This window comes from Actinomadura sp. RB99 (assembly GCF_014706005.1).
Classification (GTDB): Bacteria; Actinomycetota; Actinomycetes; order Streptosporangiales; family Streptosporangiaceae; genus Spirillospora.
In genome coordinates this window covers 1-26,932 of the sequence record NZ_JABMCA010000034.1, presented here as the reverse complement: position 1 = coordinate 26,932, position 26,932 = coordinate 1, and the positions used below count along the sequence as shown (strand labels likewise).

The window sequence follows — 26,932 nt, the reverse complement described above, 5'->3', positions numbered from 1 at the left end:
TCCTCAGGCGCTTGTGGAGGTCGGTGCGGAGGTCGTCGGTTCGTCGGCCGCTGGTTCGCCGGCCGCGGGTTCGGCTCGGGTTCCCAGGCCGAGGCAGGCGATGAGCGCGCCGAGCAGCGAGAAGGATCCGGCGGTCAGGAACGCCGCGCGGTAACCGTCCAGTGCGGAGGCCGGGATCGCCATCACGGCCGCGAGCACCGCCACGCCGATGCCGGCCCCGATCTGGACGGCGGAGGTGACCAGGCCGGAGGCCAGGCCCTGGCGGTCGTCCGGCAGGGCCCCGACCGCGGCGATGTTGAGGCTGGGGAACGACAGGCCGTTGCCCACGCCGTGCACGATGAGCGCGGGCAGCAGCACGGTCGCGTAGCCGCTGGACGCTCCCGTGCGCAGGAACAGCAGGATCCCGGCGCCCTGGACGAGCAGCCCGAGCGCGGCGGTGCGGCGCAGGCCCCAGCGTCCGATCAGTCGTCCGGCGAGGTTGGCGGTGACGACGATGGCCAGCCCCATCGGGACGATCCCCAGCCCGGTGTCCAGCGCCGAGTACCCCAGCACGCCCTGCAGGTAGAGGACGGCGGCGAACTGCCAGCCGATCGTCGCGCACGCCCAGGCCAGCGCCGCCAGGTTGGCCGAGGTGAGCCGCCGCGAGCGGAACACGCCCAGCGGCACGAGCGGGTCGCGCCGGCGCCGCTCGATCACCACGAACGCTCCCAGCAGCACCAGCGCCGCCGCACCGGCGGGCCAGTCGGTCTCGGTGAGGGCGTAGACCAGCAGCAGGACGCCGCCGGTGACGGCTCCGGCGCCCGCCGTGTCGAATCCCGTGCGCGGGCCGGTGGTGCGTCCGGCCGGGATCACCCTGGGGGCGACGGCGAGCACGAGCAGTGCGATAGGCACCGGCAGGAAGAACACCAGCCGCCAGCTCACCTCGGTGAGCAGCCCGGAGGCGATCAGTCCGGCGCTGTAGCCGGTCGCTCCGGCCAGCGCGTACACACCGAGCGCCCGGTTGCGGCGCGGTCCCTCGGCGAACGTGGTCGTGATCAGCGACAGCGCCGCCGGGGCGGTCAGCGCGGCCGCGACGCCCTTCACCACGCGGGTGGCGACCAGGGGCCAGCCGTCGGAGAGCAGGCCGCCCGCCAGGCTCGCCGCCGCGAACACCGCCAGCGATGCCAGGAACATCCGGCGCCGTCCGAGCAGGTCGGCCAGCCTCCCGCCGAGGAGCAGGAACCCGCCGTAGGCCACCGCGTAGCCGGACATCAGCCATTGCAGCGTGCTGTCGGGCAGCGCGAGGTCGGCGCCGATGGCGGGCAGTGCCACGCCCATCAGCGACAGGTCCATCGAGTCCAGGAACACCGCCGCGCACAGCAGGACCAGGGCCGCCGTCGCCCGGCGGTCGGAACGCATCACCAGATCACTCCATCTTTGAGCAGACGATCTGCAACGAGACGGAACCGTATGCTCGCAAACGATCTGCTGTCAAACAATTGTGGGTCAGATGGTTCTGGTAACCTCGGGCGGGTCGACAGTGCAGGAGACCCATGCCTTCCAAGCCCGCCAGGCCCGCGTACTTCCCGACGCTCGCGGCCGAACGCCCGGACATCGCGATGTGCCGTGCCTCGGCGTACCTGGCCCGCGCCGCCGACGCCCATGCCGCCCGGCACGGCCTCGGCGTCGGCCAGCACCTGGTGCTGAAGATGCTCGACGCCGTCGGCCCCTGCTCCCAGCAGGTGCTCAGCGAGGAACTGCGGATCGACCGCAGCGTCATGGTGAACGTGTGCGACGACCTGGAGCGGTCCGGCTTCGTGCGCCGCGAGCGCAACCCCGACGACCGCCGCTCCTACGCCGTCACCATCACCGACGAGGGCCGCGAACGCCTCGCCGGCGCCGAGAGCACCGTCTCCTCCTACCTGGAGGAGACGTTCGCCCCCCTCACCGCCGGCGAACGCGCCCAGCTCACCGCCCTGGTCGGCAAGCTCATGCGGCTCTGATCCCGAAGCAGGCATGGACCGCCGCCCTGCGACCGGAGCTGCAGGTGTGAGTCCGCGATCGAGGCGCCCTCATGACCGAACGCCACCTTGAGGGGCCTGCGGCTGAGCGGCAAGCGGACTTTGCTCAGGTCACGGGGCGAGTGCGTCCTCCAAGGCCGCCCGTGCGCCGCGCAGGGCGAGGCGGAGCTGGTCCGGTGCACGGCGGACCTGGGCCAGCAGGAGGCCGCCCTGGATCGCGGCCATGGTGAGGTCGGCCAGCTCGGTGACGTCCACGTCCGGGCGTAGCTCGCCCGACTCCTGCATCCGGCGCAGGCCCGCGATGAGGGGGGCCTCCCAGCGCGCGAAGGCGTCCACGAACGCCTGCCGGGTGAGGTCGTCGCTGCCGCTGAGCTGGCTGGCCAAGGAGCCGATCGCGCAGCCGCCGACCGCGTCCTGCCGGGTCCCGTTGGCCACGATCCCGTCGAACCAGCGGTCGATGCCGGCCAGCGAGTCGACCTGCACCAGCAGCGGCTCCTGCGCGGCCAGCACCTTGTCCACGGTGCGGTGGACCACGGAGCGGACGAGGTCGTCGCGGTCGTCGAAGTAGTGGTAGAGCTGGCTGCGGCCGACCCCCGCGGCGCGTTCGACGTCCTCCAGCGTCACCGCTGCGACGCCGCGCCGCTCGATGAGGTCCGCCGCCGAATCGAGGATGCGCTTGCGGGTCGCGCGACCCCGTGTGGTGGTCGGCGTGCGTCCCATGGGCCTCTCCCGTGTTCTGTACTCCGCAGTACAGCCCCGTTGTATTGACTGATACAGTCTGCCGCAGAACTTCTGTACTGGACGATACAGTCTGGTGAGGAGGCGGCAGAAGGACCGTGGTCGTCATCCCGCACCGTGGCCGCCCGACGTCGCCGGGTCCGCGCCCGCGATCCCGGCCGGCGCCATCGCCGCCCCTCTCCGTCCCGCACGACGGAAAGGAAAGCCATGTCCCTCGATCGCCCCGCCGGGGTGCGGCGGCGCGCCGCCACGCTCGGTCTCGTCGGCCTGCTCGCCGCGCTCGCCACGGCCCCGGCGGCCCTCGCCGCCCCGGACGCGACCGCGGCCTCGGCCGCCGTCCCGGCAGACCTTGATCACGCGGCCGGCGCCCGCCTGGGCGACGTGCGCGTCCTCGCCCACTTCGACCGGGCCGCGGGCCAGGTCGCCGAGAGCATCGCGCCGGAGCCCGGCGGCAGCGTGGTCATCGGCATGATCTCCGCCCGCCAGGTGGTGCGGGTCGGGCGGGACGGGGCCGTCCAGGTACTCGCCACCATGCCGCTGCCTCCCGGCGGCGGCGCCACCACCCCGGTCGTCGGGGCCCCCGACGTCACCGGGGTCGCCCGGTCGGACGGCGGCGCCGTCTACTTCCTCTACTCCTCCGGGCAGGGCGGGCTGACCGGGATCTGGCGGCTCGATCGCTCCGGTGAGCCACGGCTCGTCGTGCCGCTCCCCGCCGACACCTTTCCGAACGCACTGGTCATCGACCGGAGACGGCACCGCTTCCTGATCACCGACTCCGCCGGCGGGCGCATCTGGCAGGCCCCGCTGAGCGGCGGCGAGGCCTCGGTGTGGTCGGCGGACCCGGCCCTGGCGCCCGCCGGCTTCTTCGGCGCCAACGGCATGAAGATCCACGACGGCGCCGTATGGGCGACCAACTCCGACCGCGGCGGCATCGTCCGCATCCCGGTGACCAAGGACGGCGGCTCCGGCCGGGCCGAGGTCCGGGCCACCGGCCTGGAGGGCATCGACGACTTCGACTTCACCGGCCGGGGCACCGAGATCCTCGCCGCGATCAACCAGAGCAGCAAGCTCGTGCGCGTCGGCGCGGACGGCGCACACGAGACCCTCCTGGACGCCGACGACGGCATGCAGGGGACCACGGCCGTCATCGTTCGAGGAAACCGGGTCTATGTGACCAACGGCGCGAACCTCGCCGGAAACGACCCGACCCTGATGCTCGCAAAGCTCCAGCGCCGCTGAGACACCCGCGCGGGATGGGTCGACCGGACCGCGGCCCATCCCGCGACGCCGCATACGCTCCATGCAGCGCGCCGAGTGTTTTCTGGAGTGGGTTGCTCGACACCTCTATTTGTGCACGCACTTTCTGCGAGTGCCTCGAGCCATTGCACCAACTGGGCGTTGAAGGCGGGATCAACGAGTTCGTTCAGCACCGCGGTGATGTTGCGCAGGCAATCCTCGACACCGGCCGGGTTTTCGGTGACCTCGTCCTCCGCCAGATCCCGCCACCGCTGTACGGCCCGGTGTCGGTCGCCGCAGTACAACGTCCACACCGCGACCTCGAACCGGGCGTTCCGGTGCGTCCAGTGGTCGGTGCCGTGGACGCGGGCGGCGATATCGGCGATTTCGCGCGCCATGGCAAGGGCCTCTTCGGGGCTGCGCACGTCGCCCAACTATCGGATCAGCGTGATGTGGCTCTTCAACGTCAGCGGGTGATCGGCGCCGAGGATCCTTGTGCTGTCGGCGACCACGGTCTCGGCGAGGTCGTACGCGGTGTGGACGTCACCGGAGCCCTCAAACCGTCCGCCTATCCACCAGGCGATCTGGTCGCGCAGCAGAATGATCTCCTCGGGCGGTGCCCCGGCCTGTGTCGCCGCCCGCACCGCTCCCTCCAGCCAAGTGAGCACGTCCTCGTCACGGCCGGTCTCGCGCATCATGAAGGCGAAGTCGTGCGCGGCTTCCTGACGGCCGCCGGCGAGCGCTCTGGTCAACGCCCGCTCGGCGACGTCCAGGCGGTGGCGCAGGAAGGCCGCCCAAGCCACATCGATCGCGTCGGCGGGCGGCACGAAGGCGGTCACGGCCTCCCAGGCGTGCGACGGGACGCCCGGGACGGAGGAGGCGTCATCGGCCGCGTCCGCCAGATAGTCGAAGGCGACGTAGTGGCCGTCCGCGGCGGGCATGAGCAGGCTGCTGGTCGCGTGCAGCGGCTCCGTCGCCCACTCCAATGCCTCTTCCCAGGTCTCCAGCCGCAGGTGGGAACGAGTCGGCATGTCCAGGTACGACTGATGCAGCGCCTGTAGGAACGCGACGGGCAGCGGCAGGTGGTATCCGGCGCGGCGGACGTCGACCGCCGCGGTGACCAGGGCGGCCGCGCGCGGTCTGCCCTCCGGCCACGACCCCCAGGCGTCCTGCCATTCCTTGAACAACTCCGGACCGGCCGCCAGGTACTGCGCCACCCCGAAGTGATCGGCCTGTTCCAGGGCCCTCGCGATCCGGCGATCGTCGGCTCTGTCCGCCGCGCCCTGCCGCTCCTTGGACGACCACAGACGGTCGATTCGTACCTCTCGGGCCAGGTTCAGCGCTTCGCCGGCCCGCCTGAGCGAATGCCGCTGGTCGTCTCCCACGCGACGCGCGAATCGTGGGCTGTAACGGGCCCGTTCATGCGAGCGCATCGTCGCCAGCACGACCCGGTGACCCTTCGGCGCGGCCAGCAGCGAGCTGACCATCTCGGCCGTCAACCCGTTCGCGCCCAGGTACAGCTCCAGGTCGTCCAGCCACAGCACGCTCTTGTCATGCCGCGCCGCCGCGTCCAGCGCGCCCGCCAGCTCGTCCCGCGACAGGGGACGGACGAAGACGTGATCGGGCAGGCACACGCGCATCGCTTCGAAGGCCGCTCTCGTCTTGCCGGCAGTCGACTCACCGACCACCAACACGAACCCGCCGGACCGCAGCGCGTCCTCCAGGTCATCACTGCGGTCCCGCCGGACGAACGGCGGGCAGTCGTCGACCTCTCCGCTCTCCGTCACGAGGGCGAATGCGGGATGGACGCCCACGGCCAGCGGATCGTCCAGTTCCCGGACGCGCCGCACTGCGCCGCGGCGCACGCGCGGCGGCTCGAGCGACGACCGGCGGTCGATCGAGCGCTCCGCGCGAACGGTCAGCATCCCCGCCAGCCCGCTGGCCACGGCCACCATCGCCGACCCGGCCAGCGCGGGCAAGGACGAGGCCAGCAGCGACCCGAAGGCCCCGACCGCCGCCGCGACCATCAGCAGCCACCAGCCGTGCATGCGCCGCCACGCGTTCCACAGCCGCATCGAGCCGCCACCCTTCACAGAGCCCGGTCCCGGTCACCGCGACCGTAAGGGATACCGCCCCAATGTAACCGTGAGAAGGGGCACGCACCTTCTCCATGAATTCGGCTCTTCGTGGCCGCCCTCGGACGTGATCTCGCTTCAACTGATCATTTCCGTGAACCGCGCTAACTCCAGCCCAATCAGTGGTCTCTGCCGAATCGAGTTGGGGCTCGGGCTTCGGTCGGATTCAAGGATGGCTGATTTATCGTTGTGGCCGACGCGCTCCTGGACGACCAGGAAACCTCGCTCACGCGCAGCGAAGTCCGGCTGGAGAACCAGGGCCTCGATGATCGGTGCCGCCGGACCGCCAGCGGCGCTGTAGGCGACTGACATGCGGCGTCCCGCTCGACTCGTCGGCCAGTTGGTGTACGCGCACGGCGACGGCGTCGCGGATCGCGGTGCGGGCCGGAACTGCCCATCGCCGCTCCTGGGACGCCGACCTGACCGGCGTTCTGTTGCAGGTCTACCGCCACATCGTCGGCTCGCGCTGTGACCGGGATGGTCCGCAGTGATCGGCAGGCGGCTCGCAGGACGAGCGCATGCGCGACGGCTGGTATTACTGGGGCATGCAGGAAGAGACGGCACGCTCCGCGATCGACACGTTCATCGCCGCGTTCAACGCCTCGGCCGACAGCTATGTGACCGACCTGCTCTCCCAGGCCCTGACCTCAGACGTGGTCTTCTGGGGGCCTTTGGGGCGTAGCGAAGGAATCGCGGCGGTCGAGCGGTTCGTGCTGGACATCCGGCGCCACCCGGCGGGGCCCGGCACGATGGCGCGCTGCTCAGCGGTGGACATGCCTGACGAGTGGGCCCGGTACCAGTGGGTCTTCACCACGCCGGATGGAGGCCCCCGCCTGACGGGAACGGATGTCGTCCATCTGCGGCGGAGCCTCATCGACCAGGTCATCGTCTTTGCGGGGGAGATCGAGCCGTCCGCCTCCTGAGCCGTCCTTCTGCCGCTGTCCTTCTCGTGAAGTCGCCACCGGCCGCTTGATCAAGACGGACTCCTCTTTCGGTTCGCGTACTGGGAGCGGCTGCGGGCGTGCTCAGTAGGTGATGTAGATGTGGGAGACCCGCAGCGCGTTCCAGGCGCGGAACAGCGGGGTGAAGGCGTTGTTGCCGATGGGTACCTGGCAGTGCCCTCCTCCCGAGCCGCACTTGACCCAGTAGGCCTGGCCTCGGGTGTTGTAGGTCCTGACCTGGAGAGCTGCGTAGGAGTCGGTCGCGGTCCAGCGGAAGCTGTGCCACGCGCCTGGTCTGCCGAGAAGTGCGCACGTGCCCCGCGCGTAGGTCCATCGCGCCGGGGTGGCGGGGAGGTTGGCTCCGCAGCCTTTTAGCGCGGCCGGCGCTTCGGCCTTGGTCCTGGTGGTGGCCGAGGCGGCGTTGCTGGGAGCGAGCGCTCCGGTGGCCGTCAGAGCCAGAGCGGACGCCAAGGCGGTGGCCTTCTGCGTGGTCGATGACATCTCATTCCTCCCGAACGGATTCCGACACGAGCCGAAGCCATCGAAAGCGTACGGTGAACGAGTCGTCACATTAAGGAGTCGTCTGACGGCTCTGGCCCGCGGGTCACAGCTATCAGGCCGCAGGAGTCACAGCGGCAAGCGCATGACCTCGCCGATCGTCCTTGTCAGCGTCGACTCGGATCAGGAGGCCGCCGACCTGCGGTCGTTTACCCTGGCGATGGCCACGGTGGATGCCGCCGCGCGGCTATTCGGGCTGTGGCTGGGCTGGCAGCAGCGCGCGCGGGCGAGGTGGCGACGCGGGTGGCGGTCCGGGGGCACGATGAGGTGTAGGACGATCAGATTCGTGCGGCCACGAGCGCGTTCGCTCCTCTGATGGCGAGTGCCACGGTGCGCAGGGTCTCCGCCGCGTGGTCGACCACGTGCGGGCCGGTCTGCTGCATCCGCAGCCGCACTCCCGGCGCCCGCCCGGCCACCAGCCGCGCGACGATCGGGCCGAGCACCGCCACCGCGTAGTCGGACGTGATGATCGTGAACTCCCGCTCGACCCTCGCCGGGTCGAACTCGGCCCGGACGTCGAAGACACGGCGTATGCCGTTCCCGGTCGGCGGTGTCCGCGCCGCCACCTGCACGGTCAGCGGCGTCAGCTCGTAGCGGCCGCCCGTCCGATGCAGCAGCTCGTCGCCGAGTGCCGGCGCAGCCGCGCCAGCGCGGCACTGACCGTCGGCTGGCTGCGGCCGAGCTGCTCCGCGGCCCGCGTGACGTTGCGCTCGCGCAGCAGCACGTCCAGCGTGACCAGCAGATTCAGGTCGAGATTGACCAGCAGGCGATCGACGGACATGCGCCAACTCAGGCATCCGTAATGGAAGCCAAGGAGAGATCGTCCAAGCCGATGACTCCAGGCTTCGAGGTCGCATCCGGGGATCTCGCCGGAAGGATGCAACAGCGGGAGGCTTTCCGCGTCTCTTGGCGTGAACTCAAAACCGGATCTTCTGCCCGATGCACGCCCGGCCACGGCCGCGCGCCCCGGCCCGCCCACCGAAGACGCAGGTCGGCGCGGGGAGGCGAGGCGAGAGCGGGGGAGTGCCTGGCTCCTTCCCTCGGTGCCGGCTCTGCTGGCGCTGGCGATGGGCGTCTGGGGAGCCGGACGGCTGCCGTTGTGGCGTGACGAGGCGATCACGTCCGAGATCGCCCGCCGCTCGGTCCCCGACATCCTGTGGTGCGCCCGGCACATCGACGCCGTCCACGCCGGCTACTACCTGCTCATGCACTGCGTCGTGCAGGTCTTCGGGGCCGGCGAGTTCGCGCTGCGGCTCCCGTCGATCGCGGCGTTCGCGGCCACGGCGGCGGGCATCACCGTCCTCGGCCGCAGGATCATGTCCGGGCCCGCCGGGCTGGTCGCCGGCCTGCTCTACACCGCGGCTCCGTTCGCCAGCCGCTACGCGCACGAGGCCCGGTCCTACTCCCTGGTCGCGGCGCTCACCGTGTGGCTGACCGTGCTGTTCGTGGACTTGGCGGAACGGGGCTCGCGGCGCCGGTACGCCGCCTACGGCGCGGGCGTCGCCCTGCTGGGACTGGTCCATCTGTTCGCACTGCTCATCCTTCCCGCCCACCTGGCGACCCTGCTGCAGGCGCACCGCACCAGGACGATGCTGCGCCGGTGGTCCGCCGCCGCGGCGGCAGCGGTCGTCGCGGTGAGCCCGCTGATCGCGCTGGCCGTGACCCAGCGCAACGCACTGGACTGGCTGACGCGCCCGGGATGGCGCGACGCGCTCTTCCTGGCCGAGGCGTTCACCGGCCCCCCGAAGGCGGCGTACCTGCTCGGCGCGGCGATGGCGGTGGGCCTGATCAGGCCCGGCGCCGCGGCCCGATCGCCCCGCAGGCCCTGGCCCTGCCGTGGCTGCTGCTGCCCGCGACGGTGCTGCTCCTGGTCTCCCAGTTCCATCCCTTCTACACGGGCCGCTACGTGATCGGCAGCCTGCCCGCCATGACGCTGCTGGCCGCCGCCGGACTCGCCCGCCTGCCCTACCGGACGTGGATCGCGCCGCTCGTCGCGATGGCCGTCATAGTGGAACCGCTGCACGTCGCGCAGCGCCGTCCGGAGAACTGGTGGGACGACCTCCGCGGGGCCGCGGCGATCGTCAAGCGGGAGGCCCGGCCGGGTGACGCGATCCTCTTCCTCACGGCGGACCGGCGTTCGATCGCCGAGGCGTATCCGGAGGCGTTCCGCGGGCTGCGCGACATCGCGCTGCGGCGGACGCCCGCCGAGGCGGGCAACTTCGGCGGCGCCGAGTTCGACCCGGCCGAGATCGGCCGCCGGGTGGCCCGTGCCTCGACGACCCGGGTCTGGCTTTTGGAGGGACCCTGGCGCACGCCGTCCCTGGTCCCGCAAGACCGAGCGAAGGTCGACGCCTTGCAGCGGGGCTTCCGGCAGGCCGGTGTCTGGCGCGTCCGCGGCGTCACGCTGTCGCTGTTCCAGCGGTAGACGGCCCGCCGAGAAAGATCGGCCGCCCGTGCAACATCGGCGGCCCGGAGGCGTCTCTTCCCCGTGAGCCTCCTCAACTTCCGTCAGGAAGGCCCCCCGGATCTGGTGGAGCACTCTCCCGAGAGAGCGGTGACGCAGTTGTACGAAGCGCACGCCCTGGGCCTCGTCAGGCTGGCCCTGGTGATGGTCGGCGACCGGGCGACGGCCGAGGACGTCGTCCAGGACTCCTTCCTCGGCCTGTACCGGCGGTGGGGCCGGCTGAAGGACCCCGGCAAGGCCCTGACCTACCTGAGGTCGTCGGTTCTCAACAACTGCCGGTCCGTGCTGCGCCGCCGGGGCCGCCGCCTTCCCGGCGCCCAGGACCCGCCCGCCGCGTCGGCGGAGAGCCGGGTCCTGGACATGGAGCAGGGCAAGGAGATCCTCGACGCGCTGCGCCGCCTGCCGCACCGGCAGCGGGAGACGCTGGTGCTCCGGTTCGTCCTCGACCTGTCCGAGGAGGAGACCGCGCGGATCATGCGGGTGAGCCAGGGCACCGTCCGGTCCAACACGTCCCGCGGGCGCACCGCCCTTGAGCGCATGCTGGGAGAGACACCGTGAACATCGAACGGCTGCTGAAGGACGCGGCCGCCGCCGAGACGCGCGAGGTGACGCGCGAGTCGCTGCCGCCGTTGACCCTGCCCGCCGCCCGCAGCCGCCGGCCGGCGGGACGGTGGACCGTGCCCGTCGCCGCCGTCCTCACCGTGATCGCGGTCGTGGCCGTGACCGTCGCCCTGCGCGGGGCCCTGCGCGGCCCGGACGCGCTCGGCGCCCACGAAGGCCCCCCGTTCTTCCTGGCGACCCACCGCAAGGGCGGCGCCGGGGTCTTCGACTCCTGGACCGGACGCATGATCGCCGACATCGAGCCGCGCGCCGGGCACTACGCCGCGCTCGCCGTCTCGGCCGACCGGCGCACCGCCTTCCTCGCCGACGAGACCGGCCCCTGCCGCACCCGCATCGACAAGGTGACCCTGCGTGGCGACGGCACCGTGGCGAGCAGGACGACCCTGCCCGGCGGGTTCGCCACCCAGGTGGACGAGATGGCCGCCACCGGGGACGGCGCCCGCGTCGCGCTCACCTTCAACAACGTCCCCGGGTGCGGCGGCGACGACCTGGCGGTCGTCGAGTCCCCGTCCGGTGCCGTCCGAGGATGGCGTCTGCCGCCGCCGAGCGCCGACGCGCCGGGGTACGTGCTGGCCCCGGTATGGGCGGCGGACGGCCGCACCCTCTTCTTCGCCGCCGACGATCCGGAGAGCACCGGGAGAGGGGAGGCCGGGATCGTTCTTCGCGAGTTCGACACCCGCGCGACCGGCACCAGCCTCGTCCACGCCCCCGCCGCCCTGAGGAGCACCGTCGACCTGTCCTCCTTCAGGCCCTCCCCGGACGGCCGTACCGTCACGGCCATCGAGGAGGACACCGGCGACGACGGGACGTTCAAGTCCTTGGCGATCGTGGAGTTGACCGTGCCCGGCAGGGGTGGGGCCCGCAAGGCGCCCGCCCGCGAACTCGCCCGCATGACGGCCCGGCAGATCGCGCCCGCGGCACCGGTGGATTTCCGGACCGCGCTCGACGCGACCGGCAGGCACCTTCTCGTCAGCTCGCGCCACGACCGGGCCGTCTTTCGCATGGATGACGGCGGCTTCCGCCGCCTCCCCGACATGCACCGCACCGATCTGGGGCTGATCGCCTGGTGAGTCCCGCGTGCAGACACCCGCACCGGGCCGCGACCGCCGAAGGGGCCGCCTCGCCGGACCGGGCGAGGCGGCCCCTTCGTCCTACCGCTGCCCGGCCCGGTCGACGAGCTTGGTGACCACGCGGGTGAGGGAGTACATGACGGTCCCCACCGGGACGTTGTAGCGGGGGTCCTTGCCCTTCGTCGCGGAGATCGGGGCGTTGCGGCCGGTGTTGACCGTCCGCTGCGCCACCATCTGGTAGGTCGCCGGGTCCAGCAGGAACTGCTCGCCGGACCCGTGGGACAGCGCGATGGCGGACCGTCCGGCGCCGTCCTTGACGTTCCGGTCGACCTGGACGCCGGGGATCGCGGCCAGCACCCGGTAGAGCGCGGCCTGCGTCGCGGGCGGCATGGTGACCGGCGCGTCCCACAGCATCTGGGCGGCGACGCGGAAGGCCTGCCCGTCCCGGTCCTTGATCATCCGCTCCCGGGCGGGCGTGGCGTCCACCTCCTTGTAGACCAGGGCGCGCAGCTTCCGGGGGTCCCCGGGCAGCGACATCAGACGGTCGGTCTCCGCCTTGGAGCTCTTGGCCCCCGCGCCCGTGTGGCGGTAGATCACCAGCTTGCCGTTCAGCAGGCTCGCGTCCTGCGAGCCGTCGAGCTTGATCCAGTCCTCCGAGTAGTGCGGCTTGGAGCCGTGCTCGGCGGTGGGCCCCATCTCGACCGCCCTGGTGTACCACCACTGGCCGGGGCGCGGCCTGACGGGCGGGCGCGCCTCGGCCGTCTGCGCGGCCTTGCCCAGCACCTGCGTCGCGCTCACCAGCTGGACGGCGGGCGGCCGCGGCGGGGCCGTCCCGTCACCACCACCGCCGACCACGGCCACCGCGCCCGCGGTGACGGCCGCGACCGTCACCGCCGAGGCGGCGATGCCCGCACGGTTGCGGAACCGTCGCCGCCGCCCCCTCGCGATGCCCCCGGTGATGAGGCCGTCCAGCGGCGGCTCCAGTCCTTCGGCGGTGCGGCGCATCGCCTCGGCCAGCCGGTCCTCCACCGCGTTCATTCCCGCTTCCCCCTGCATCTCGGCGTCCCCTTCCCGCGTCATCGGATGAGCTCCTCGAACTCCTCGCCCAGCGCCTCGCGGAGCCTGCCCAGCGCCCGCATGCTCCGGTTGCGCACCGCCCCGCCGCTCAGCCGCAGCGCGGACGCCACGTCCTCCACGCTCATGTCCTCCCAGTAGCGCAGGACCAGCACGGCGCGGTCCTGCGGAGGAAGCTGCGCGAGGCCGTTCAGCAGCGTCACGCGGAGCGCCTGGTCGGCGTCGGCGGAGGCCGTCTCGGGCAGTCGCCGCGACGGCGTCTCCTGGTTGCTGTGCTTGCGCACGTGCGACATGTAGGTGCGCATGAGCACCGTCCGCGCGTAGGCGGCCGGGTTGTCGGCGCGCTGCACGCGCCGCCACGACGCGTAGAGCTTCCCCAGCGTCGTCTGCACCAGGTCCTCGGCGAGGTGCCGGTCCCCGCACATCAGGCAGGCGGTGCGGAACAACGAGGCGCCGCGCGCGGCGGCGAATTCATGAAATCCATGCGGATCTTCGGCCATCGGGCCTTCCCAGCGTCGTCCATCGGTTCCGTCCCTACAGACGCCGCGAGCCGATCGCCTTGTCACAAACGAGATGGGAGGGATTCGCCGCCGGCGGGCCCGCCCCCTTCGTTTCGCGAGCTCAACCGGCGAATTCGATCCGGGCCTGTGGGGCGCGGTCGTCGAGGAGAGGGCGCCTCTTTGATCAAGACCGGCATCGTCCGCCGTCCCCATGCCAGGGGCGGCGTTCCGCCGTCATCCCTGGCTTTCCCCCGGGTCCGAACCGCGCAGGAAGCGCTCGCCGAGCGGCGTCAGTGCATGGTGCACCGTCTTGCCCCGGCGCTCGCTGGTGATGAGACCGGCGCCGCGAAGGGCGGTGGCATGCTGGGACGCGGACGCCGCGCTGATCCGAAGCCGGGCCGCCAGCGCCCCCGTCGTGAGCTCCCGCTGCGCGCCGACCACCTGGATCACGGCCGCCCGCGTCCGGCCGAACACCTGCGGCAGGGCGTCGCGCCCGCCCGCCGCGCCGAACGGCCGCGACGCGGGCACCACCACGGCCGCCGGATCGTCGCCGGCGATCAGGACGCGCGGCTCGGTGACGAACGGCGAGAGGACGAACTGAACGCCCCGCCCCTGCAGGCGCACGTCGCCGTCGCGCAGCGTGTCGATCTCCAGAACCGGCGGCGCCCAGCGGATGCCGGCGTGCAGGCTCCCCAGCAGGCCGCCGATGCCACGTTCGGCCATCGTCCGGGCATGACCACCGGCCTCGGCGGACAGGTGGGCGCCCATACCGGACCACAGGTCGGCCAGCGCGACCCGGTGGAAGTCACGGAGCCCGCAGATGAGCGCCCGCATCGCCTCCGGGTCTCCGGCTGCCAGGCGGGACAGCCACGAAACCGGCGGCCGCGGACCGTACGTCCGCTCCAATTCCGCGCGGATGCGCCGCACGGGCGTGGACGCGACGGCGTCGAGCTCCGATTCGAACCCCGGCACATGCGTGTACGGGGTCAGGAAATCGGGGAGCAGGCGTCCGGGCGGGACCAGGTCGAGCAGCAGACGCGACGGGCCGGTGAGCCTCGTGCGCGTCCGCGCCCGCCACGGCCCGGGAACCGGTTCCGGCCCGGCGCCGCGCAGGGCCTGGGCGCCGAGAACGGTCTGGGCGATCGGCGAGAGGCCCGGGGTGATGCGGATCCGGGTGAGGTCCTCGTAGTCGAGCCAGAGCCGCAGCATGGCCGGAATTTACATCATTTAAGCTATTTCCAAAATCATTGCACCCGGGCCGGAGCCTCCTGGAAGGTGCGGGCATGAACCGCCTCCGCCTGTTGTGCCGCACCGTTCCGCTGATGGTGTTCGCCGCCCTTACCGCGATCGCGCTGCCCGCCCGCGCCGATGTCCGTGAGGGCGAGATCGACGGAGTTCCCTACCGCGTCGAGATCCCCGCCCACTGGAACGGGACGCTTCTCCTGTGGAGCCACGGCGCTTACAGCCTGGAGTCCCCCGCGCCGTCGGACATCGCACTGACCAACCACCCGGCCACAAAGCAGTGGCTGCTCGACCACGGATACGCGCTCGCGGGCTCGCAGTTCCGCGTTCCGCGCGGCTGGGGCGTGGTCGAGTCGGGCCTGAAGGACCAGATGGACCTGCTCGACTGGTTCACCGCGAACATCGGCGAGCCCCGGCGCACCATCTCGGCGGGCGCGTCCGCCGGCGGCCTCACCGCCGTCCTGCTGGCGGAACGCAACCCACGCCGCTTCGCCGGCGTCGCCTCCGTCTGCGGAGTCCTCGGCGGCACGACCGGCCACTTCAACAGCGCCCTCGACGCGAACTTCGCGGTCAGGACACTGCTCGCGCCCGCGCTCGACCTGGTCCGTATCAAGGACCCGCAGACGAACACGACCAACGCCCGCCGCGCACTGGGAGCCGCCCTCGACGACCCTCACGGGCGCGCTCGCCTCGCCCTCGCCGCCGCGCTCGCCGACATCCCCGGTCGCTACGCCTCGCGCGCACCGGCACCCGACACGGTCGCCGGCCAGGTGGAACAGCAGACCTACTACGCCGCCTACGACCGAGGCGCCTTCTGGGGCCTCAACCGCACCGACATCGAGCAGCGCGCCGGCGGCAACCCGTCCTGGAACACGGGTGTGGACTACCGGACGCTCCTGGCCCGCTCCACCCAGAAGCAGCTGGTGAAACGCGCCTACCGCGAAGCCGGCCTGAGCCTCCGCCAGGACCTCGCCCGCCTCAACGCAGCCCCCCGGGTCGAGGCCGACCCCACGGCCGTCCGCTATCTCGACCGCTACGGCACCCCCACCGGCCGCACCCCCTGGCCAGTGGTGACCCTGCACACGACCGGCGACGGCAACGTCCCGCCGGAGAACCAGAGCTGGTACGCCGCCCAGGTCCGCCGGGCGGGCAACCCGGCCGACCTGAAGCAGCTGTACGTCGACCGCGGCTACCACTGCGCCTTCACCGCCTCCGAAGAGATCACGACCCTCCGGACCCTCCTGACCCGAATGAACACCCGCCACTGGCCGACCACCCGGCCGGCCGCGCTGAACAGCGCCGCGACCGAGCTCGGCGCCGACTACCAGACCGTCTTCGACACAGACCCCGAACCGGGTCTGCACTCGACGAGCCCGTCCTTCACCCGCCACCACCCAGGCCCGTACCTACGCCCATAGCCACAAGTCAGAGGCCATGATCCGCGGGGGCGAGCCATGGCCTCTGACCTGCTCCCGGCCGCGGACCCGCACATGCAGGTCCTGGTCCCGGGAGGCATCGGCGGCGTGGCGAGCGGTCTTCCACCGGTCGCGTGCCTGTCGGCGCTCGCCCAGCGTCGACCAGGTCATCGCCATGAGCTCGGCGAGCGTGCCCGCCGGGGGCGCTCACATCAGGAAGAGGTGGCTCGGTCTGTCGGCGCGGCGTTCTCCAGGGTGCGGCCATAGGATGGCGCGCCGTGGACCTGACAGCCGAACACCGTGATTCGCCCATCACCGAGGCGGGGCACTCGCCCGTTCCCGCCGTCTCCGGACTTGCCGGTCGGCCCTGCCCGCTGTGCGGCGAACGCGTCAGCCAGGCGACGCAGGCGGCCGACGACCTTCAGGTGCTTCGGCCCTGCGGGTGCGTGGTCTAGCGGCCCCGGGCGGCCACCGGGGGGCCGGATGAAGGCCGGGTTTTCTTTGGCGCGGGCGGGGCGCCGCGTGGAGCCGCTTTTGCGTGCTCGGGGTAGACGGTCCATGTGACCGGGCTTGACTATTCGGCCGCGTTCGATGCGTTGCCCGTTGCGTGCGCGGTGCTGTCGCCGAAACTGGTGTACGTCTCGGTGAACCGGGCTTATGAGCGCGTTGTGGAGCGCGAGCGGGGGCAGCTATTGGGCCGTCGGATCTACGAGGTGTTCCCCGGCGGGCCGTCTGGAAGCGGCGTCCAGGAACTGCTCGCCTCGCTGGAGCGCGCGCTGGCCGAAGGCGACGTCGACGTGATGCCCTTGGTCCGCTACGACCTCGAAGTGCCCGACCGGCCGGGGACGTTCGAGGAGCGGTACTGGACCGCGGTGAACGCGCCGCTGCTCGGCCCGGACGGCCGGCCGATCACGTGATCAACCGGGTGGAGGAGGTCACCTCCTGCATTCAGCAGCTGCGGTCGGCGGGCGCGGGCGGCGGCCGGTCCGCGGCCGATCAGGTCGAGGCCGCCGAGGCCCAGTTGTTCCTGCGCGCGCAGGAACTACAGGAGATCAACGGGCGGCTGCGCCGGGCGCGGGTCCGCGAGCGGCAGGCCACCGACGCCGCCCGTGCGGCGCTGAGCCATCAGCGGCAGGCGGTGGCCGATACCTCCCATGACCTGCGGCGCCCGCTGACGGGCCTGCAGACCAGGCTGCAGGAAGCGCTGACCGACCCGCAGGCCGACTCGCGCAAGGTCCTGCACGCGGCCTTGCACGACGCCGAACGCCTCGGCGACATCGTCGGCGACCTGCTGGAACTGGCGCGTCTGGAGGGCGGCGCGCCCTTTGTGACCGAACCGGTCGACCTGTCGGCACTGGTGGCCGCCGAGGTCGAACGCGCCGACCCGGCCTGCCGCATCGTCGTCGACATCGCCCCTGCACATCACCGTGATCACTTGGCGACCCGTCTTCTTCCGTTGCGCGTCGGTGCATAGAGATTCCGTTGGTCAGGCTTGGCGCACTGCTGTTTCATCCCGGTGTCCTGCGTCCTTTGACGGCCTCTCATCCGAAGCGCGACCCACTACTGGCCGAACACCGGCCAGGTCGGTGCCCCTGCCGGACCTGCTCGTCGTCATGGCAGTGGTCGTGGGTGCCGGTCAGTTGCTGGCGTGGGCGGTGTTGTCGAGCCAGTGCTGGGCGAGGTCGGCGTCGCCGTCAACGCTGATCTTGTCGGCTGGGCCGTCGGCGAGGGGGAGTCGCCGGGGCAAGGTCAGCAGCAGCGCTTGCGCCGGGCCGCTCACCGTCACATCGGCCTGCCCGGTTCCGGGCCGCCACCCGGCTCCGTCGGGGCGCCTTTCGACGAACCAGGCGTCCGCGCCATCGGTGGCGTCGGTGGCCAGCCACTGCAGGGTCTGCCCGGTGCCGCGGAGGGCGTGGGCCGACTTCGGCCGCTGCATCGCCCACGTGGGCGAGGTGAGCATCGTGAGGTGGTTGCCGATGAGCGCGGCTGCGATGTCGGGGTCGACCTGGGTCGCCCGGTCCGCCGCGGTGGCCGCGTCGAAGCCGTGGACGACCGCCTCGTTGAGCATGCTGGACATCCAGAACCGTCCGCCGGACCGCTGGTCCCCGGAGGCGTTGAACACCGGCGCCGCCAGCGCCTCGTCGGAGCAAGCGTCCGCGACCCGCTGCGGACCGCCACGGGGAGCCGGCTCGGGTTCCGATCTGGACGCGGCGCGGACGAGACCGGCACGCCCGGGCTGTTTCCTGGAATGATCACGGGTGACAGACACGCTTGTTCTTCTGATCAGAGGTGTGCCGATGGATCCGCTGCAGCCGGGTGATCCGCGCCAGGTCGGGCCGTACCGGCTGACCGGCCGGCTGGGTGCGGGTGGGATGGGGCAGGTCTACCTGGGGGTTTCCCCCGGCGGCCGGAAGGTCGCGGTGAAGGTGATCCGGACCGAGCACGTTTCCAATCCGCGGTTCCGGGCGCGGTTCGCACGGGAGGTGCAGGCCGCGCAGCGGGTAGGCGGATTCCATACCGCGCCGGTGGTCGATGCCGACCCCGATGCCGAGTCGCCGTGGCTGGTGACCGCGTTCATCCCCGGTCCGTCCCTGCACCAGGTCGTCGGCCGCCAGGGCCCGCTGGAGGCGGGGGCGGTGCGCGAGCTGGGAGCCGGGCTGGCCGAGGGGCTGGCCGCGATCCACGCCTGCGGGGTGGTGCACCGGGACCTGAAGCCGGGCAATGTGATCATGGCTGAGGACGGGCCGCGGATCATCGACTTCGGCATCGCCCGCCCGGCCGACGCCGGCTCCCTGACGTCGGCCGGCGTCGTCATCGGCACGTTCGCCTACATGTCGCCCGAACAGGTGCGCGGAGAGCGGGCCGGGCCGGCCGGCGACGTGTTCTCACTGGGGTGCGTGCTGATCTACGCCGCCACCGGGCGGGGGCCGTTCGACGCCCCGACCATTCCCGCGATCGTGTACCGCATCATCAACGAGGAACCCGGCCTGGACGGAGTCCCCGGCGACCTGCGCGAGCTGATCGGCGCGTGCCTGGCCAAATCGCCGGCCGACCGTCCCGGAGCCAAAGAGATCCTCGACCGGCTCGGCACTCACGCGACCGACCCGACAGCTGCCGTTGCGGCTGCCGACGCACGGACGGTGACGGCACCGGCCGACCGGCCGGTCACCGCGGAAAGGCCGGCCTCGTCCCGACCGGCGCTTCGTCACCCGCCGACGGTTCCGACGGCCACCGCCACCCGCACGGAGACCGAGGACGGCGGTGCCGGGCCGGTCGCCCCTGCACGGACACCCGCGCCCGCACGCAGCACCCTTCCGCGACGCGTCTTGATTCTCGGCGCGCTCGGCACGGCCGGCCTCGCCGCCGTGTCCTATCCGGTGATCCGCCGGCTCGAAGCCGATCACCCCATCGCCACCATCGACAGCGACAGCTTCCCGGTGGTGTTCAGTCCCGACGGCCGCACCCTGGCCACCGGCAGCACCGATGGTCCCCTGCGGCTGTGGAATGTGGCGACCCGACACAACACCGCGACCCTCACCGGCCATACCGACATCGTCGGCGCGCTGGCGTTCAGCCCCGACGGCAGGACCCTGGCCAGCGGCAGCGCCGACCGCACCGTGCGACTGTGGGACGTGGCGGCCAGGCGCAACACCGCCACCCTCGGCGACAAAAGCGACGCGAGCTCGGTGGCGTTCAGTCCTGACGGCAAGCTCCTGGCCACCGGCGGCACCGAGGAGACCGTGCGGCTGTGGGATGTGGCGACCGGAAGAACCACCGCCACCCTCACCAGCGACCCCGGCAGCGTCGACTACGTCCAGTCGGTGGCGTTCAGCCCCGAGGGCCGGACCCTGGCCAGCGGCAGCTCCAAGGGGACCGTGCAGCTGTGGGACATGGTGACCCGGCGCAGCATCGCCGCACTCGAGCACGGAAGCGGCGTCAGCTCGGTGGCGTTCAGTCCGGACGGCCGCACCCTGGCCACCGGTGACGACAAGGGCATCGTGCGGCTGTGGGACGCGGCGACTCGACACAACACCGCCACACTCACCAGCCATCACAGAAAGCCCGAGAACATCGACTCGGTGGCGTTCAGCCCCGACGGCCGTACTTTGGCCACCGGTGTCGGCGGCAACCAAAGAACCGTGCGGCTATGGGACATGGCGACCCGACACAATACCGCCACGCTCGGTCACGAAGATGGCGACGTCGTCTCGGTGGCGTTCAGCCCCGACGGCAAGACCCTGGCCAGCAGCTGTCCCGCCGACAAGAAAGTGCGGCTCTGGAAGGTCGGGTGATTCTCATCGCGCGAACCTGTGCCGCCCTTCCGCCAACCTCATAGCCCGAGTCACGGGCCGTCGCTCAGCGCACGTCCACGTAGTCGGTGGGCTTGTTGGAGGCGAGGTAGGCGGAGCTGCCCTTGTAGGCGGCCATCCAGGTGCCGTCCTTGGACGCCTTGAACGTCCTGCTGAACCATCCGCTGCTCGCGGTCTTCACCACGGCCACCTGCGTCCAGGTGCCGGAGCCCTTGGATTGGAAGTACAGGTAAACGGACGCACCCGGCCCCGGCAGCTTCTTGTCCAAGTACCGGAACAACTGCCCCTTGACCGTGATGGTCTTCCCCTTCATCGCTGGCTCCGGAGAAGCGTTGAAGCCGGCGATGGACGTCCCGTACCGCACGTCGACATAGACCGGGTTGCTGGTGAGCGCCATGTAGGCAGAGCTGCCCGCGTACCGGACCCGCCAGTACGCGTCTTGCTTGGCCGCTCCAGTGGTCAGGCGGAACAATCCGTTGGACGTCGTCTTGCCGCTTCCAGCCGCAGCCCACCCCGTCTTTCCGTTCGCGGAGAACTCCGCGACGAGCGGTGCGCCCGCGATCGCCAGCGCGTCCGGAAGGGAGCCCAGCCTCCCGCTGATGGAGAGCGCCTGACCGTAACGCCCCGGGTTCGGCGTCAGCTTCAGGTCGTTGATGAAGCTGGCGCGCCGGACGTCCAGCGTGCCCGCCGCGGCCCGGGCGTCCTCAAGGAAGGGATCGCCGCTCGCGACGACCGTGAGCGGCCCCGTCCTGTCGGCCGCGAAGCGTGAGGTGAACGTGCCGTCCGCCGCCGTCGGCCCCAGAGGGACGTTCTCCACGGTGGTGCCCGAACCGACGACCGCCGTGAGCTGCACACCCGGCGCGGGCACCAGGCCCGCCGCGCCGTGCCTCAGCAGCGTCCCCTGGACCGTCACATCGGTGCCGGTCGCCACGGGTTGCGGCGTCGTCAGTCGCGCGGACAGCTCCGTCGCCTGCTTCGCGACGGTGACGCCGGTCACCTGGCCGGTCGCGCAGTTTTGCCCGTCCGCCACGTAAGAAGCGGTCACCGGGAATCGGCCTTGCGACGTGAACGTGAAGGACCCGTCCGGGCCCGCCTGCGTGGTGAAAGCACCGCCGTCGCCGTTGATATGGGCGTCGGGCACCGGTTCGGGAGTGGCCTCACGCGACTTCTGCACCATGAGGCGACCGTGGACGGTCACGTCCGAGTGGTCCGCGTCGATGACCGACGGTTCGGTGACGAGGTCGGTGATGCTCGTCTCGTAGCAGTCGTTGAAATTGGCCCACGTGCTCGCGGTCGCCCCGTCCGCCGTCTTGACCTGCGCGTTTACGTAGTTGGCGCGCGGATGCCGCACGATGTCGGTGTGGTACTCGGCCTGCCACGTGCCGTCATGGTCGGTCCCGGCGACCCGCGTGAACCGGACGGTGTCGTACGCCGCGCCCGCGGTGGTCAGGTAGTGCAGGCTCGCCGTGACGTCGGTGACGCCGCTGGCGGACTTCGCCGTGAGGGTGAGCACGACCACCCGGTCAGGGGCGAGGCGATCGAGGGTCGCGGTCAGCTTGATGTCCGTCGCGTCCGCGCGGGCGGCGGCCGGGACGAACGCGGTCGATGTCACCAGCACGGCGGCGACCAGGAAGGACGACTTACGGTGCACGGAAGGTACCTCTCCCCGAAGCGATCAAGAAATGACCGGCGAGGAGGGGACGCCCAAGATCCTCGACCGGTTGCCCGGTGGAGGAGTCCCACTGATCACATTTCGATCACCGGCTCTTGATCGGAAGCCGTCCGCTGCCATGCGTGGCCGAACGGATGCGGCCGCCCTCGGCGACGTCCTGAAGACCGAGGCGGTCAACACCGGCGAGCCCGCCAAGGGGCGCCCCCCGGCCGAATGACGGCGGGGCGCATCGCGTTTCCACAGGTGGCATTCAAGTGATCTGCGGAAAGGCGACACGTTTTGTGGTGCGCGGAGCGGCCGGACGTGCCGCCGATCAGCTACCTGTCGCCGATATCGAATGGGTGGCGCTGGCGAGGACGGCTGCCGGGCCGGTGGGCGGGACGTGGGTGGCGAACTCCCAGAGGCGGTCACCTGAGAAACGCGTGTAATAGCGCTTGGGGCCCAGTCCGAAGAAGACCTGGTCGGGCCGGAACCAGACATCGGGGCGTATCGCCGTGTAGGTCTCCGACTGGATGGAGACGCTGACGACCAGAGCTCCACCGTCAGCCGTTTTGAGCGCGTAGACCGGTTGGGGCCGGGCCTTCCAGCTCGTGCCGCCCGACCACCGGTTTCCGCCGTTGGTCCTGTTCACCGACTTGGCCCAGCTCTTGCCGAGCTGGGAGGTGAGCGGTCCCGGGGCGAACCCGGGGGCGGGACGCTTGCCGAGCGCCGCCGCGCTCAGGTAGTCGGAGATCTTGGTCCCGACACCGAGGGCGGCTCCCGTCGTGACGGCCGTCGCCGAGCCGTCGGCGTTGCGGGCGATCGCCGGGAACTTCTGGCCCTTCGCCAGCCACGGGCCGGCGGTCGCCTTGTACGAGCCGCCTCCGGTGTCGAGGAACACGAGCATCTCGGTCTCCCCGCCATCGGTCGACTTCGCCGTCACGGCGAACCATGCGGGGCCCGTGGTGTGCGGAATGAAGAACTGGGCGTCCCGGTAGAAGAAGGCGGGAATCTTCTTTTCCTGCTTGGCCCGGATGCGCTTGTTGCCCGCCAGATCGACTTCGAGCATGGGGCCGGTCTCGTTGGAGCGCAGCAGCGCGTCGGAGACCCGCGCGTTCGCCTGGTTGTTGACCTTCTGGTAGTTGGCGAAAATGGCCTTGGCCTGAGCTTCGGTAACCGGCGTGACCGCGGGCGGCCGGCTCGGCGAGGTCGGGGAACCGGTCGCGTGCTTGTGCCCGTCGGCGGCACTGGTGCCGCACCCGGCGGCGAGCGTTCCGAGGACGGCGGCCCCCAGCACGACATGAAGTCGAACTCTCGGCGGCTGCTTCGCGTCTGGCACCTCGTGCTCCCGTCTTGCCGGGCCGCACGTGGTCGCCGGCCTCCAGGGATGACAGTGCGCGTGTTGGAGCAGGTCGCAACCGGTGAGGCGTCGTGGCCTCCCTCACGAACCGGCCCCTCGTCGTCCGCCAAGCCATGAATGGCGCTGGCCGACTGCCCGTCCCCACCGCTCGATTGCTCGCAAGCGTCGATGGGGGAGGCGATCGGCGCGATCGTGAGGGGCCGCCGGCGTCTCGACGCGCAACTGGTGAGGTTCGTTGGACGAATCCACTTGCGCAATGGTCAAGAGTCGTTGACCATTGGGGGCGTGTCCACCGATGATCTTCCTGAGACGTTCCACGTCACCACTGAGGAGCAGCTGCGCGCCGTCTCCAACCTCACGCGTCACCGGATCATGGCCGTGCTCCGCTTCGAGCCGGCGACGATCACTCAGATCGCCCAGCGAGTGGGCCTGGCGAAGGGGAGTTCCAGCTATCACGTGCGGCTGCTGGAGCGGGCCGGCCTGGTGAAGGTGGTGCGGACGCGGAAGGTGAGAGGGGTCACCGAGCGGTACTACGCGATGGCCGCGCGGTCGATCGAGCTGCCCGACCCCGGGCCGGGGCAGCCGGATGTGCTGCTGCGCAATGCGGTGGCGGACCTGGAGGCGTCGCCGGCCGATGGCGAGCGGCACGTGCGGATGGCGCATCTGCGGCTCACCGATGAGCAGCTCACCGAGCTCGGGGCGCGGCTGCAGGCCCTGGCGGACGAGTACCGGGCGCTGTCGGATCCATCGCTCCCCGACGCGTCGCTGGTGTTCGCACTGTTCAGGCCGGCTCAGCGCCGGCAGGTCGAGGGGGACGCCCAGTGACACCGGACCCGACCGATGACGTGACCAAGCCGCCGACCGGGTTCGGACGGCTCTGGACCGCGCAAACGGTGTCCTCGCTCGGTGACGGGGTGACGCACGCCGCGCTGCCGCTGATCGCGTTGACCACGACGCGTGACCCGATGGCTCTGGCCGTTGTCACGGCCGCCGGGACGCTCCCGTGGCTGCTGTTCGGAGTGCTCGGCGGTGCGCTGGTGGACCGCTGGGACCGCCGCCGGACGATGTGGGTCACCGACACGGCGCGCGCGGTGCTGCTCGCGGTCTTGGCGGCCGCGGCGGCGCTCGACATGCTGAGCGTCCCGCTGCTGTCGGCCGCCGCCTTCCTGCTCGCCCTCGGCGGGCTCTTCTTCGACACCGCCGCCACGGCCTATCTGCCGGACCTCCTCGGCCGCGATCCCGCACTCCTCGAACGTGCCAATTCCCGCCTGCGCGGCGCCCAGACCGCCGCGTCAGGCCTCGCGGGACCACCTGCGGGCAGTGCGCTGCTCGCGCTCGGGCGGGCGGTTCCCCTGCTTGCCGACGCGGTGTCATTCGCGTTCTCCGCACTCCTGGTGCGGTCGCTGCCCGTCGTGCCGCGGCCTACCGCAGGTGCTCGCGAGTCACTGCTCCGCCAAGCGCGGGCCGGGGCCGCCCATGTCTTCCATGATCGGCTGCTGCTCGGCCTCGCGCTGCGTCCGGCGGTCGGGAACGTCGCCTTCCTCGCCGTGGAGACCGTCCTGGCTCTGTTCGCCCACGAGCGCCTCGGCATCGAGACCTCCGGTTTCGGTCTGCTCCTCGCGGCGGAGGCCGCCGGTGGCCTGCTCGGCGCCGGCATCGCCTCCCGCCTCGGCCGGCTGCTCGGCACCGGTACCGCGCTGACCTGCACGGCCACGGTCGAGGGCCTGGCCATCCTGGGACTCGCCGCCGCCCCGAACCCGTACGCGGCCGGGCTCGCGCTCGCCGTCTGCGGGTCGGGAATGGGCGCCACGATGGTGCTCGGCCCGTCGCTCAGGCAGGTGATCGTCCCGGCCCACCTGATCGGCCGGGTCGCCTCCACCTCCCGCATGCTCGCCATGTGCGCGGCCCCGTTCGGCGCCTTCCTCGGCGGCTGGCTGGCCACCACCTACGACCTGCGCACCCCGCTCTACGCCGCCGCCGGCCTCCTGCTGGCCATGACCGCCGTCACGGCCACCATGACCAGCAACCGCCGAGTCGAGACGGCACTTCGCAACGCCGCCTCGAACAGCGGACCGGGCCACCCGGAACCCGAGGACCCCCTTCGGGAAAGCGCACCCGAACCGCAGCACCCCACGGAGGCGACGGCGCACTGAAGCTCGCGAGCACGAAGCGACGGTGCCGACCGTCGTCGGTGCCGTGGGGCAGGCCCCAGCGGCCCTCTCCCAGACCCGCACGACGTCGAGCTACCGCCTCCGCGAAGCCGGACACCCGATCAGCGCCGCAACGAGGCTGTATGGGTCGCGTATCCCGTCAGCACCCTGCCGGACTTGGACCGAGTGGGCCATCCCCCCGGGCCACCGGCGCCGCCGCGCATGCCATGCTCAACGACCCGCTCGCCCCCGCTCTGCTAGTCGTGTTGCGAGCGGTCGGAGAGCAGCAGGTCACCGCGCTGGCGGAACGGCTGCCGGGCCGCGGACATGTCCAGCCAACTCCCAGAGAGTGGCCACGGCTGATCGCAGAGCGCGGTATCCGTTCGGACGGGACTCGATGGAGTTCCGCTGATCGTTGGCGCCCGAGTCTGTTACCTCCCCGGAGCCGGGCCGCTGTCAACCAGAGCGTTGCGTGGCCGCCTGCGTTCCCGTCCCTTGACGCGACGAACCCCGCTCTCGTCGGGGGACGGGGGCGGGGTTCGCGAGTTGGGGGGATGTCGGGGGGAGCCGGGGGGGCGTCTGGTTAGGGATCGCCCTGGCGGGGTCGGGTCATCCGAGGGGCTTGGGGGCGCCCTTGGTGCCGGCGCCGTGGCCCCAGGACAGGACCTGGTACTTGACGCCCTTGAGGTGGCCGGCGGAGGTGCCGGTGTCGTACTTGCTGGCGGGCTTCTTGCCGTCGACCAGGTGGCGGAAGGTGTAGGTGTCCAGGTCGAGCATGACGCCGCGGTGGGAGGGCTCGCCGGGTCCGCGGTCGCCGACGAAGCCGGTGACGCTGCGGCCCTGGTAGGTGACCTTCACCTTGGTGTTCATCGGCCAGCTGGGGCTGGCGAACATGCCCTTTTGCATGGGCTTGCCGCTGGCGGGGGCGCCGGTGTCGCCGTTGACGCCCGACCCGTCGTCCCAGAAGTAGGACGCGGTGGTGCTGCCCGACAGCACGGCGCGGGTCTTCGGCGCGGCCTTGCCGATGGTCTTGTGGCCGGTGTTCTTGCCGGTGGTGGTGCTGTGGTGCCCGGTCACCTGCTGGGAGGTGGCCTTGTGCGCCATCGGCTTGTCGGCCGGGGCGCCGTGGGCGCTCTCGACCGCCACGCCCGCGACCAGGACACCCGCGAGGGCGGTACCGGTCAGGGCGGTCAGGGCGGTGTCGATGGCTCGCTGCTGCATGTTCATCCTTCGCTCGGTGGTGCTGGCGCCGGCCTCAGGCCCGTTGGGGCATGCGAGGTGCGGCGCACGGCACGCGGACGTGATCGCGCGGGGGATGGAAAGAGGAAGGGGGGAGCACCGCTAGGCGGGTGCGGAAAAGCGGGGGGAGGGTGGGGGCCTGGTGTGGCCCCCGGTGGGTCACCGGTATTCGGGGTAGCCGTAGCCGGCGACGGTGGAGGTGTCGCGGACCTTCTGCTTGACGGCGTT

27 protein-coding genes and 1 pseudogene are annotated in these 26,932 nt (G+C 71.5%); 14 read left to right on the top strand and 14 right to left on the bottom strand.

Annotation, left to right across the window (positions count from 1 at the left end; translation table 11 throughout):
• Positions 1-3 precede the first annotated feature (3 nt).
• Positions 4-1,398 carry an MFS transporter gene (locus amrb99_RS27265; protein ID WP_190861204.1) on the bottom strand — a complete coding sequence of 465 codons (1,395 nt, stop codon included), beginning with the start codon at positions 1,396-1,398 and terminating at the stop codon, positions 4-6.
• 134 nt (positions 1,399-1,532) lie between these two features.
• On the opposite strand from amrb99_RS27265, the gene amrb99_RS27260 reads away from it, so the two are divergent.
• Positions 1,533-1,982: a MarR family transcriptional regulator gene (locus amrb99_RS27260; protein ID WP_190861202.1), complete on the top strand. Its 450-nt coding sequence runs from the start codon at positions 1,533-1,535 to the stop codon at positions 1,980-1,982.
• Positions 1,983-2,111: 129 nt separating this feature from the next.
• On the opposite strand, the gene amrb99_RS27255 is transcribed toward amrb99_RS27260, so the two are convergent.
• Positions 2,112-2,720, bottom strand: a complete 609-nt coding sequence (locus tag amrb99_RS27255) for a TetR/AcrR family transcriptional regulator (protein ID WP_190861200.1) — start codon at positions 2,718-2,720, stop codon at positions 2,112-2,114.
• A gap of 225 nt (positions 2,721-2,945) precedes the next feature.
• Here amrb99_RS27255 and amrb99_RS27250 point away from each other — a divergent pair, with 225 nt between their 5' ends.
• Positions 2,946-3,977 (top strand): hypothetical protein, encoded by a 1,032-nt coding sequence (locus amrb99_RS27250; RefSeq protein ID WP_190861198.1) that lies wholly within the window; start codon positions 2,946-2,948, stop codon positions 3,975-3,977.
• On the opposite strand, the gene amrb99_RS27245 is transcribed toward amrb99_RS27250, so the two are convergent.
• Positions 3,905-4,399, bottom strand: coding sequence for a hypothetical protein (locus tag amrb99_RS27245; protein ID WP_190861196.1), 495 nt, complete (start codon positions 4,397-4,399; stop codon positions 3,905-3,907). The genes amrb99_RS27250 and amrb99_RS27245 overlap by 73 nt on opposite strands.
• A gap of 9 nt (positions 4,400-4,408) precedes the next feature.
• On the bottom strand, positions 4,409-6,049 hold the full coding sequence (locus amrb99_RS27240) for a hypothetical protein (protein ID WP_190861194.1): 1,641 nt from the start codon (positions 6,047-6,049) through the stop codon (positions 4,409-4,411).
• Between the two features lie 605 nt (positions 6,050-6,654).
• Here amrb99_RS27240 and amrb99_RS27235 point away from each other — a divergent pair.
• The gene (locus tag amrb99_RS27235) at positions 6,655-7,032 is read left to right on the top strand and encodes a nuclear transport factor 2 family protein (protein ID WP_190861324.1); all 378 of its coding nucleotides are present in this window, start codon (positions 6,655-6,657) and stop codon (positions 7,030-7,032) included.
• Between the two features lie 102 nt (positions 7,033-7,134).
• Here amrb99_RS27235 and amrb99_RS27230 read toward each other — a convergent pair whose 3' ends face one another.
• The 3 genes and pseudogenes from amrb99_RS27230 to amrb99_RS27220 form a co-directional block, all read right to left on the bottom strand.
• The gene (locus amrb99_RS27230) at positions 7,135-7,551 is read right to left on the bottom strand and encodes a hypothetical protein (RefSeq protein ID WP_190861192.1); all 417 of its coding nucleotides are present in this window, start codon (positions 7,549-7,551) and stop codon (positions 7,135-7,137) included.
• Positions 7,552-7,886: 335 nt separating this feature from the next.
• Positions 7,887-8,180 carry a hypothetical protein gene (locus tag amrb99_RS27225; RefSeq protein ID WP_190861190.1) on the bottom strand — a complete coding sequence of 98 codons (294 nt, stop codon included), beginning with the start codon at positions 8,178-8,180 and terminating at the stop codon, positions 7,887-7,889.
• 62 nt (positions 8,181-8,242) lie between these two features.
• Positions 8,243-8,389 (bottom strand): annotated as a pseudogene (locus amrb99_RS27220) (LysR family transcriptional regulator); the annotation flags it as partial.
• A 262-nt stretch (positions 8,390-8,651) separates the two neighbouring features.
• On the opposite strand from amrb99_RS27220, the gene amrb99_RS27215 reads away from it, so the two are divergent.
• From amrb99_RS27215 to amrb99_RS27200, 4 genes are all read left to right on the top strand, one after another.
• Positions 8,652-9,518, top strand: coding sequence for a glycosyltransferase family 39 protein (locus tag amrb99_RS27215; RefSeq protein WP_190861186.1), 867 nt, complete (start codon positions 8,652-8,654; stop codon positions 9,516-9,518).
• Positions 9,467-10,033: a hypothetical protein gene (locus amrb99_RS27210; protein ID WP_190861184.1), complete on the top strand. Its 567-nt coding sequence runs from the start codon at positions 9,467-9,469 to the stop codon at positions 10,031-10,033. The genes amrb99_RS27215 and amrb99_RS27210 overlap by 52 nt, the downstream gene beginning before the upstream one ends.
• A gap of 129 nt (positions 10,034-10,162) precedes the next feature.
• Entirely contained in the window at positions 10,163-10,630 is a 468-nt protein-coding gene (locus amrb99_RS27205) for a SigE family RNA polymerase sigma factor (RefSeq protein ID WP_347256881.1), read from the top strand.
• Positions 10,627-11,763, top strand: a complete 1,137-nt coding sequence (locus amrb99_RS27200; RefSeq protein WP_190861179.1) for a hypothetical protein — start codon at positions 10,627-10,629, stop codon at positions 11,761-11,763. Before amrb99_RS27205 ends, amrb99_RS27200 begins: the two co-directional genes overlap by 4 nt.
• 81 nt (positions 11,764-11,844) lie before the next feature.
• On the opposite strand, the gene amrb99_RS27195 is transcribed toward amrb99_RS27200, so the two are convergent.
• From amrb99_RS27195 to amrb99_RS27185, 3 genes are all read right to left on the bottom strand, one after another.
• On the bottom strand, positions 11,845-12,843 hold the full coding sequence (locus amrb99_RS27195; protein ID WP_190861177.1) for a CU044_5270 family protein: 999 nt from the start codon (positions 12,841-12,843) through the stop codon (positions 11,845-11,847).
• On the bottom strand, positions 12,840-13,337 hold the full coding sequence (locus amrb99_RS27190) for a SigE family RNA polymerase sigma factor (protein ID WP_190861175.1): 498 nt from the start codon (positions 13,335-13,337) through the stop codon (positions 12,840-12,842). Before amrb99_RS27190 ends, amrb99_RS27195 begins: the two co-directional genes overlap by 4 nt.
• Positions 13,338-13,571: 234 nt before the next feature.
• On the bottom strand, positions 13,572-14,546 hold the full coding sequence (locus amrb99_RS27185; protein WP_190861172.1) for a helix-turn-helix domain-containing protein: 975 nt from the start codon (positions 14,544-14,546) through the stop codon (positions 13,572-13,574).
• 74 nt (positions 14,547-14,620) lie between these two features.
• Between amrb99_RS27185 and amrb99_RS27180 the strand changes: the two genes are divergently transcribed.
• The 3 genes from amrb99_RS27180 (at position 14,621) to amrb99_RS27170 (ending at position 17,468) form a co-directional block, all read left to right on the top strand.
• The gene (locus tag amrb99_RS27180) at positions 14,621-15,997 is read left to right on the top strand and encodes a prolyl oligopeptidase family serine peptidase (RefSeq protein WP_190861170.1); all 1,377 of its coding nucleotides are present in this window, start codon (positions 14,621-14,623) and stop codon (positions 15,995-15,997) included.
• Between the two features lie 557 nt (positions 15,998-16,554).
• A complete protein-coding gene (locus tag amrb99_RS27175) occupies positions 16,555-16,911 on the top strand; it encodes a PAS domain-containing protein (RefSeq protein ID WP_190861168.1) in 357 nt (118 codons plus the stop codon).
• Positions 16,912-16,919: 8 nt separating this feature from the next.
• Entirely contained in the window at positions 16,920-17,468 is a 549-nt protein-coding gene (locus tag amrb99_RS27170) for a HAMP domain-containing histidine kinase (RefSeq protein ID WP_190861166.1), read from the top strand.
• A 162-nt stretch (positions 17,469-17,630) separates the two neighbouring features.
• Here amrb99_RS27170 and amrb99_RS27165 read toward each other — a convergent pair whose 3' ends face one another.
• On the bottom strand, positions 17,631-18,071 hold the full coding sequence (locus tag amrb99_RS27165) for an SCP2 sterol-binding domain-containing protein (RefSeq protein WP_206700125.1): 441 nt from the start codon (positions 18,069-18,071) through the stop codon (positions 17,631-17,633).
• A gap of 220 nt (positions 18,072-18,291) precedes the next feature.
• On the opposite strand from amrb99_RS27165, the gene amrb99_RS27160 reads away from it, so the two are divergent.
• On the top strand, positions 18,292-20,286 hold the full coding sequence (locus amrb99_RS27160; RefSeq protein ID WP_190861164.1) for a serine/threonine-protein kinase: 1,995 nt from the start codon (positions 18,292-18,294) through the stop codon (positions 20,284-20,286).
• A 64-nt stretch (positions 20,287-20,350) separates the two neighbouring features.
• Here amrb99_RS27160 and amrb99_RS27155 read toward each other — a convergent pair whose 3' ends face one another.
• Positions 20,351-21,955, bottom strand: coding sequence for a hypothetical protein (locus amrb99_RS27155; RefSeq protein WP_190861162.1), 1,605 nt, complete (start codon positions 21,953-21,955; stop codon positions 20,351-20,353).
• A gap of 31 nt (positions 21,956-21,986) precedes the next feature.
• On the opposite strand from amrb99_RS27155, the gene amrb99_RS27150 reads away from it, so the two are divergent.
• Positions 21,987-22,193, top strand: coding sequence for a hypothetical protein (locus tag amrb99_RS27150; protein WP_190861161.1), 207 nt, complete (start codon positions 21,987-21,989; stop codon positions 22,191-22,193).
• Positions 22,194-22,289: 96 nt separating this feature from the next.
• Here the strand turns inward: amrb99_RS27150 and amrb99_RS27145 are convergent, their stop codons facing one another.
• A complete protein-coding gene (locus tag amrb99_RS27145; protein ID WP_190861159.1) occupies positions 22,290-23,252 on the bottom strand; it encodes a hypothetical protein in 963 nt (320 codons plus the stop codon).
• 180 nt (positions 23,253-23,432) lie between these two features.
• On the opposite strand from amrb99_RS27145, the gene amrb99_RS27140 reads away from it, so the two are divergent.
• Together amrb99_RS27140 and amrb99_RS27135 are read left to right on the top strand one after the other, a co-directional pair.
• The gene (locus amrb99_RS27140; RefSeq protein ID WP_206700124.1) at positions 23,433-24,140 is read left to right on the top strand and encodes a transcriptional regulator; all 708 of its coding nucleotides are present in this window, start codon (positions 23,433-23,435) and stop codon (positions 24,138-24,140) included.
• Positions 24,137-25,468, top strand: coding sequence for an MFS transporter (locus amrb99_RS27135; protein ID WP_206700123.1), 1,332 nt, complete (start codon positions 24,137-24,139; stop codon positions 25,466-25,468). The genes amrb99_RS27140 and amrb99_RS27135 overlap by 4 nt, the downstream gene beginning before the upstream one ends.
• A 606-nt stretch (positions 25,469-26,074) precedes the next feature.
• On the opposite strand, the gene amrb99_RS27130 is transcribed toward amrb99_RS27135, so the two are convergent.
• Complete coding sequence (locus amrb99_RS27130) at positions 26,075-26,686, bottom strand: hypothetical protein (protein ID WP_190861157.1); 612 nt, start codon at positions 26,684-26,686, stop codon at positions 26,075-26,077.
• Positions 26,687-26,932: the final 246 nt, after the last annotated feature.

Coding starts and splice junctions, on each gene's coding strand:
- amrb99_RS27235 (WP_190861324.1), top strand. CDS start 6,655: ATGCAGGAAGAGACGGCACGCTCCGCGATCGACACGTTCATCGCCGCG.
- amrb99_RS27130 (WP_190861157.1), bottom strand. CDS start 26,686: ATGCAGCAGCGAGCCATCGACACCGCCCTGACCGCCCTGACCGGTACC.
- amrb99_RS27185 (WP_190861172.1), bottom strand. CDS start 14,546: ATGCTGCGGCTCTGGCTCGACTACGAGGACCTCACCCGGATCCGCATC.
- amrb99_RS27260 (WP_190861202.1), top strand. CDS start 1,533: ATGCCTTCCAAGCCCGCCAGGCCCGCGTACTTCCCGACGCTCGCGGCC.
- amrb99_RS27230 (WP_190861192.1), bottom strand. CDS start 7,551: ATGTCATCGACCACGCAGAAGGCCACCGCCTTGGCGTCCGCTCTGGCT.
- amrb99_RS27250 (WP_190861198.1), top strand. CDS start 2,946: ATGTCCCTCGATCGCCCCGCCGGGGTGCGGCGGCGCGCCGCCACGCTC.
- amrb99_RS27265 (WP_190861204.1), bottom strand. CDS start 1,398: ATGCGTTCCGACCGCCGGGCGACGGCGGCCCTGGTCCTGCTGTGCGCG.
- amrb99_RS27165 (WP_206700125.1), bottom strand. CDS start 18,071: ATGTCCAGCATGCTCAACGAGGCGGTCGTCCACGGCTTCGACGCGGCC.
- amrb99_RS27240 (WP_190861194.1), bottom strand. CDS start 6,049: ATGCGGCTGTGGAACGCGTGGCGGCGCATGCACGGCTGGTGGCTGCTG.
- amrb99_RS27195 (WP_190861177.1), bottom strand. CDS start 12,843: ATGACGCGGGAAGGGGACGCCGAGATGCAGGGGGAAGCGGGAATGAAC.
- amrb99_RS27255 (WP_190861200.1), bottom strand. CDS start 2,720: ATGGGACGCACGCCGACCACCACACGGGGTCGCGCGACCCGCAAGCGC.
- amrb99_RS27140 (WP_206700124.1), top strand. CDS start 23,433: ATGGCGCTGGCCGACTGCCCGTCCCCACCGCTCGATTGCTCGCAAGCG.
- amrb99_RS27180 (WP_190861170.1), top strand. CDS start 14,621: ATGAACCGCCTCCGCCTGTTGTGCCGCACCGTTCCGCTGATGGTGTTC.
- amrb99_RS27150 (WP_190861161.1), top strand. CDS start 21,987: ATGACCGGCGAGGAGGGGACGCCCAAGATCCTCGACCGGTTGCCCGGT.
- amrb99_RS27190 (WP_190861175.1), bottom strand. CDS start 13,337: ATGGCCGAAGATCCGCATGGATTTCATGAATTCGCCGCCGCGCGCGGC.
- amrb99_RS27160 (WP_190861164.1), top strand. CDS start 18,292: ATGGATCCGCTGCAGCCGGGTGATCCGCGCCAGGTCGGGCCGTACCGG.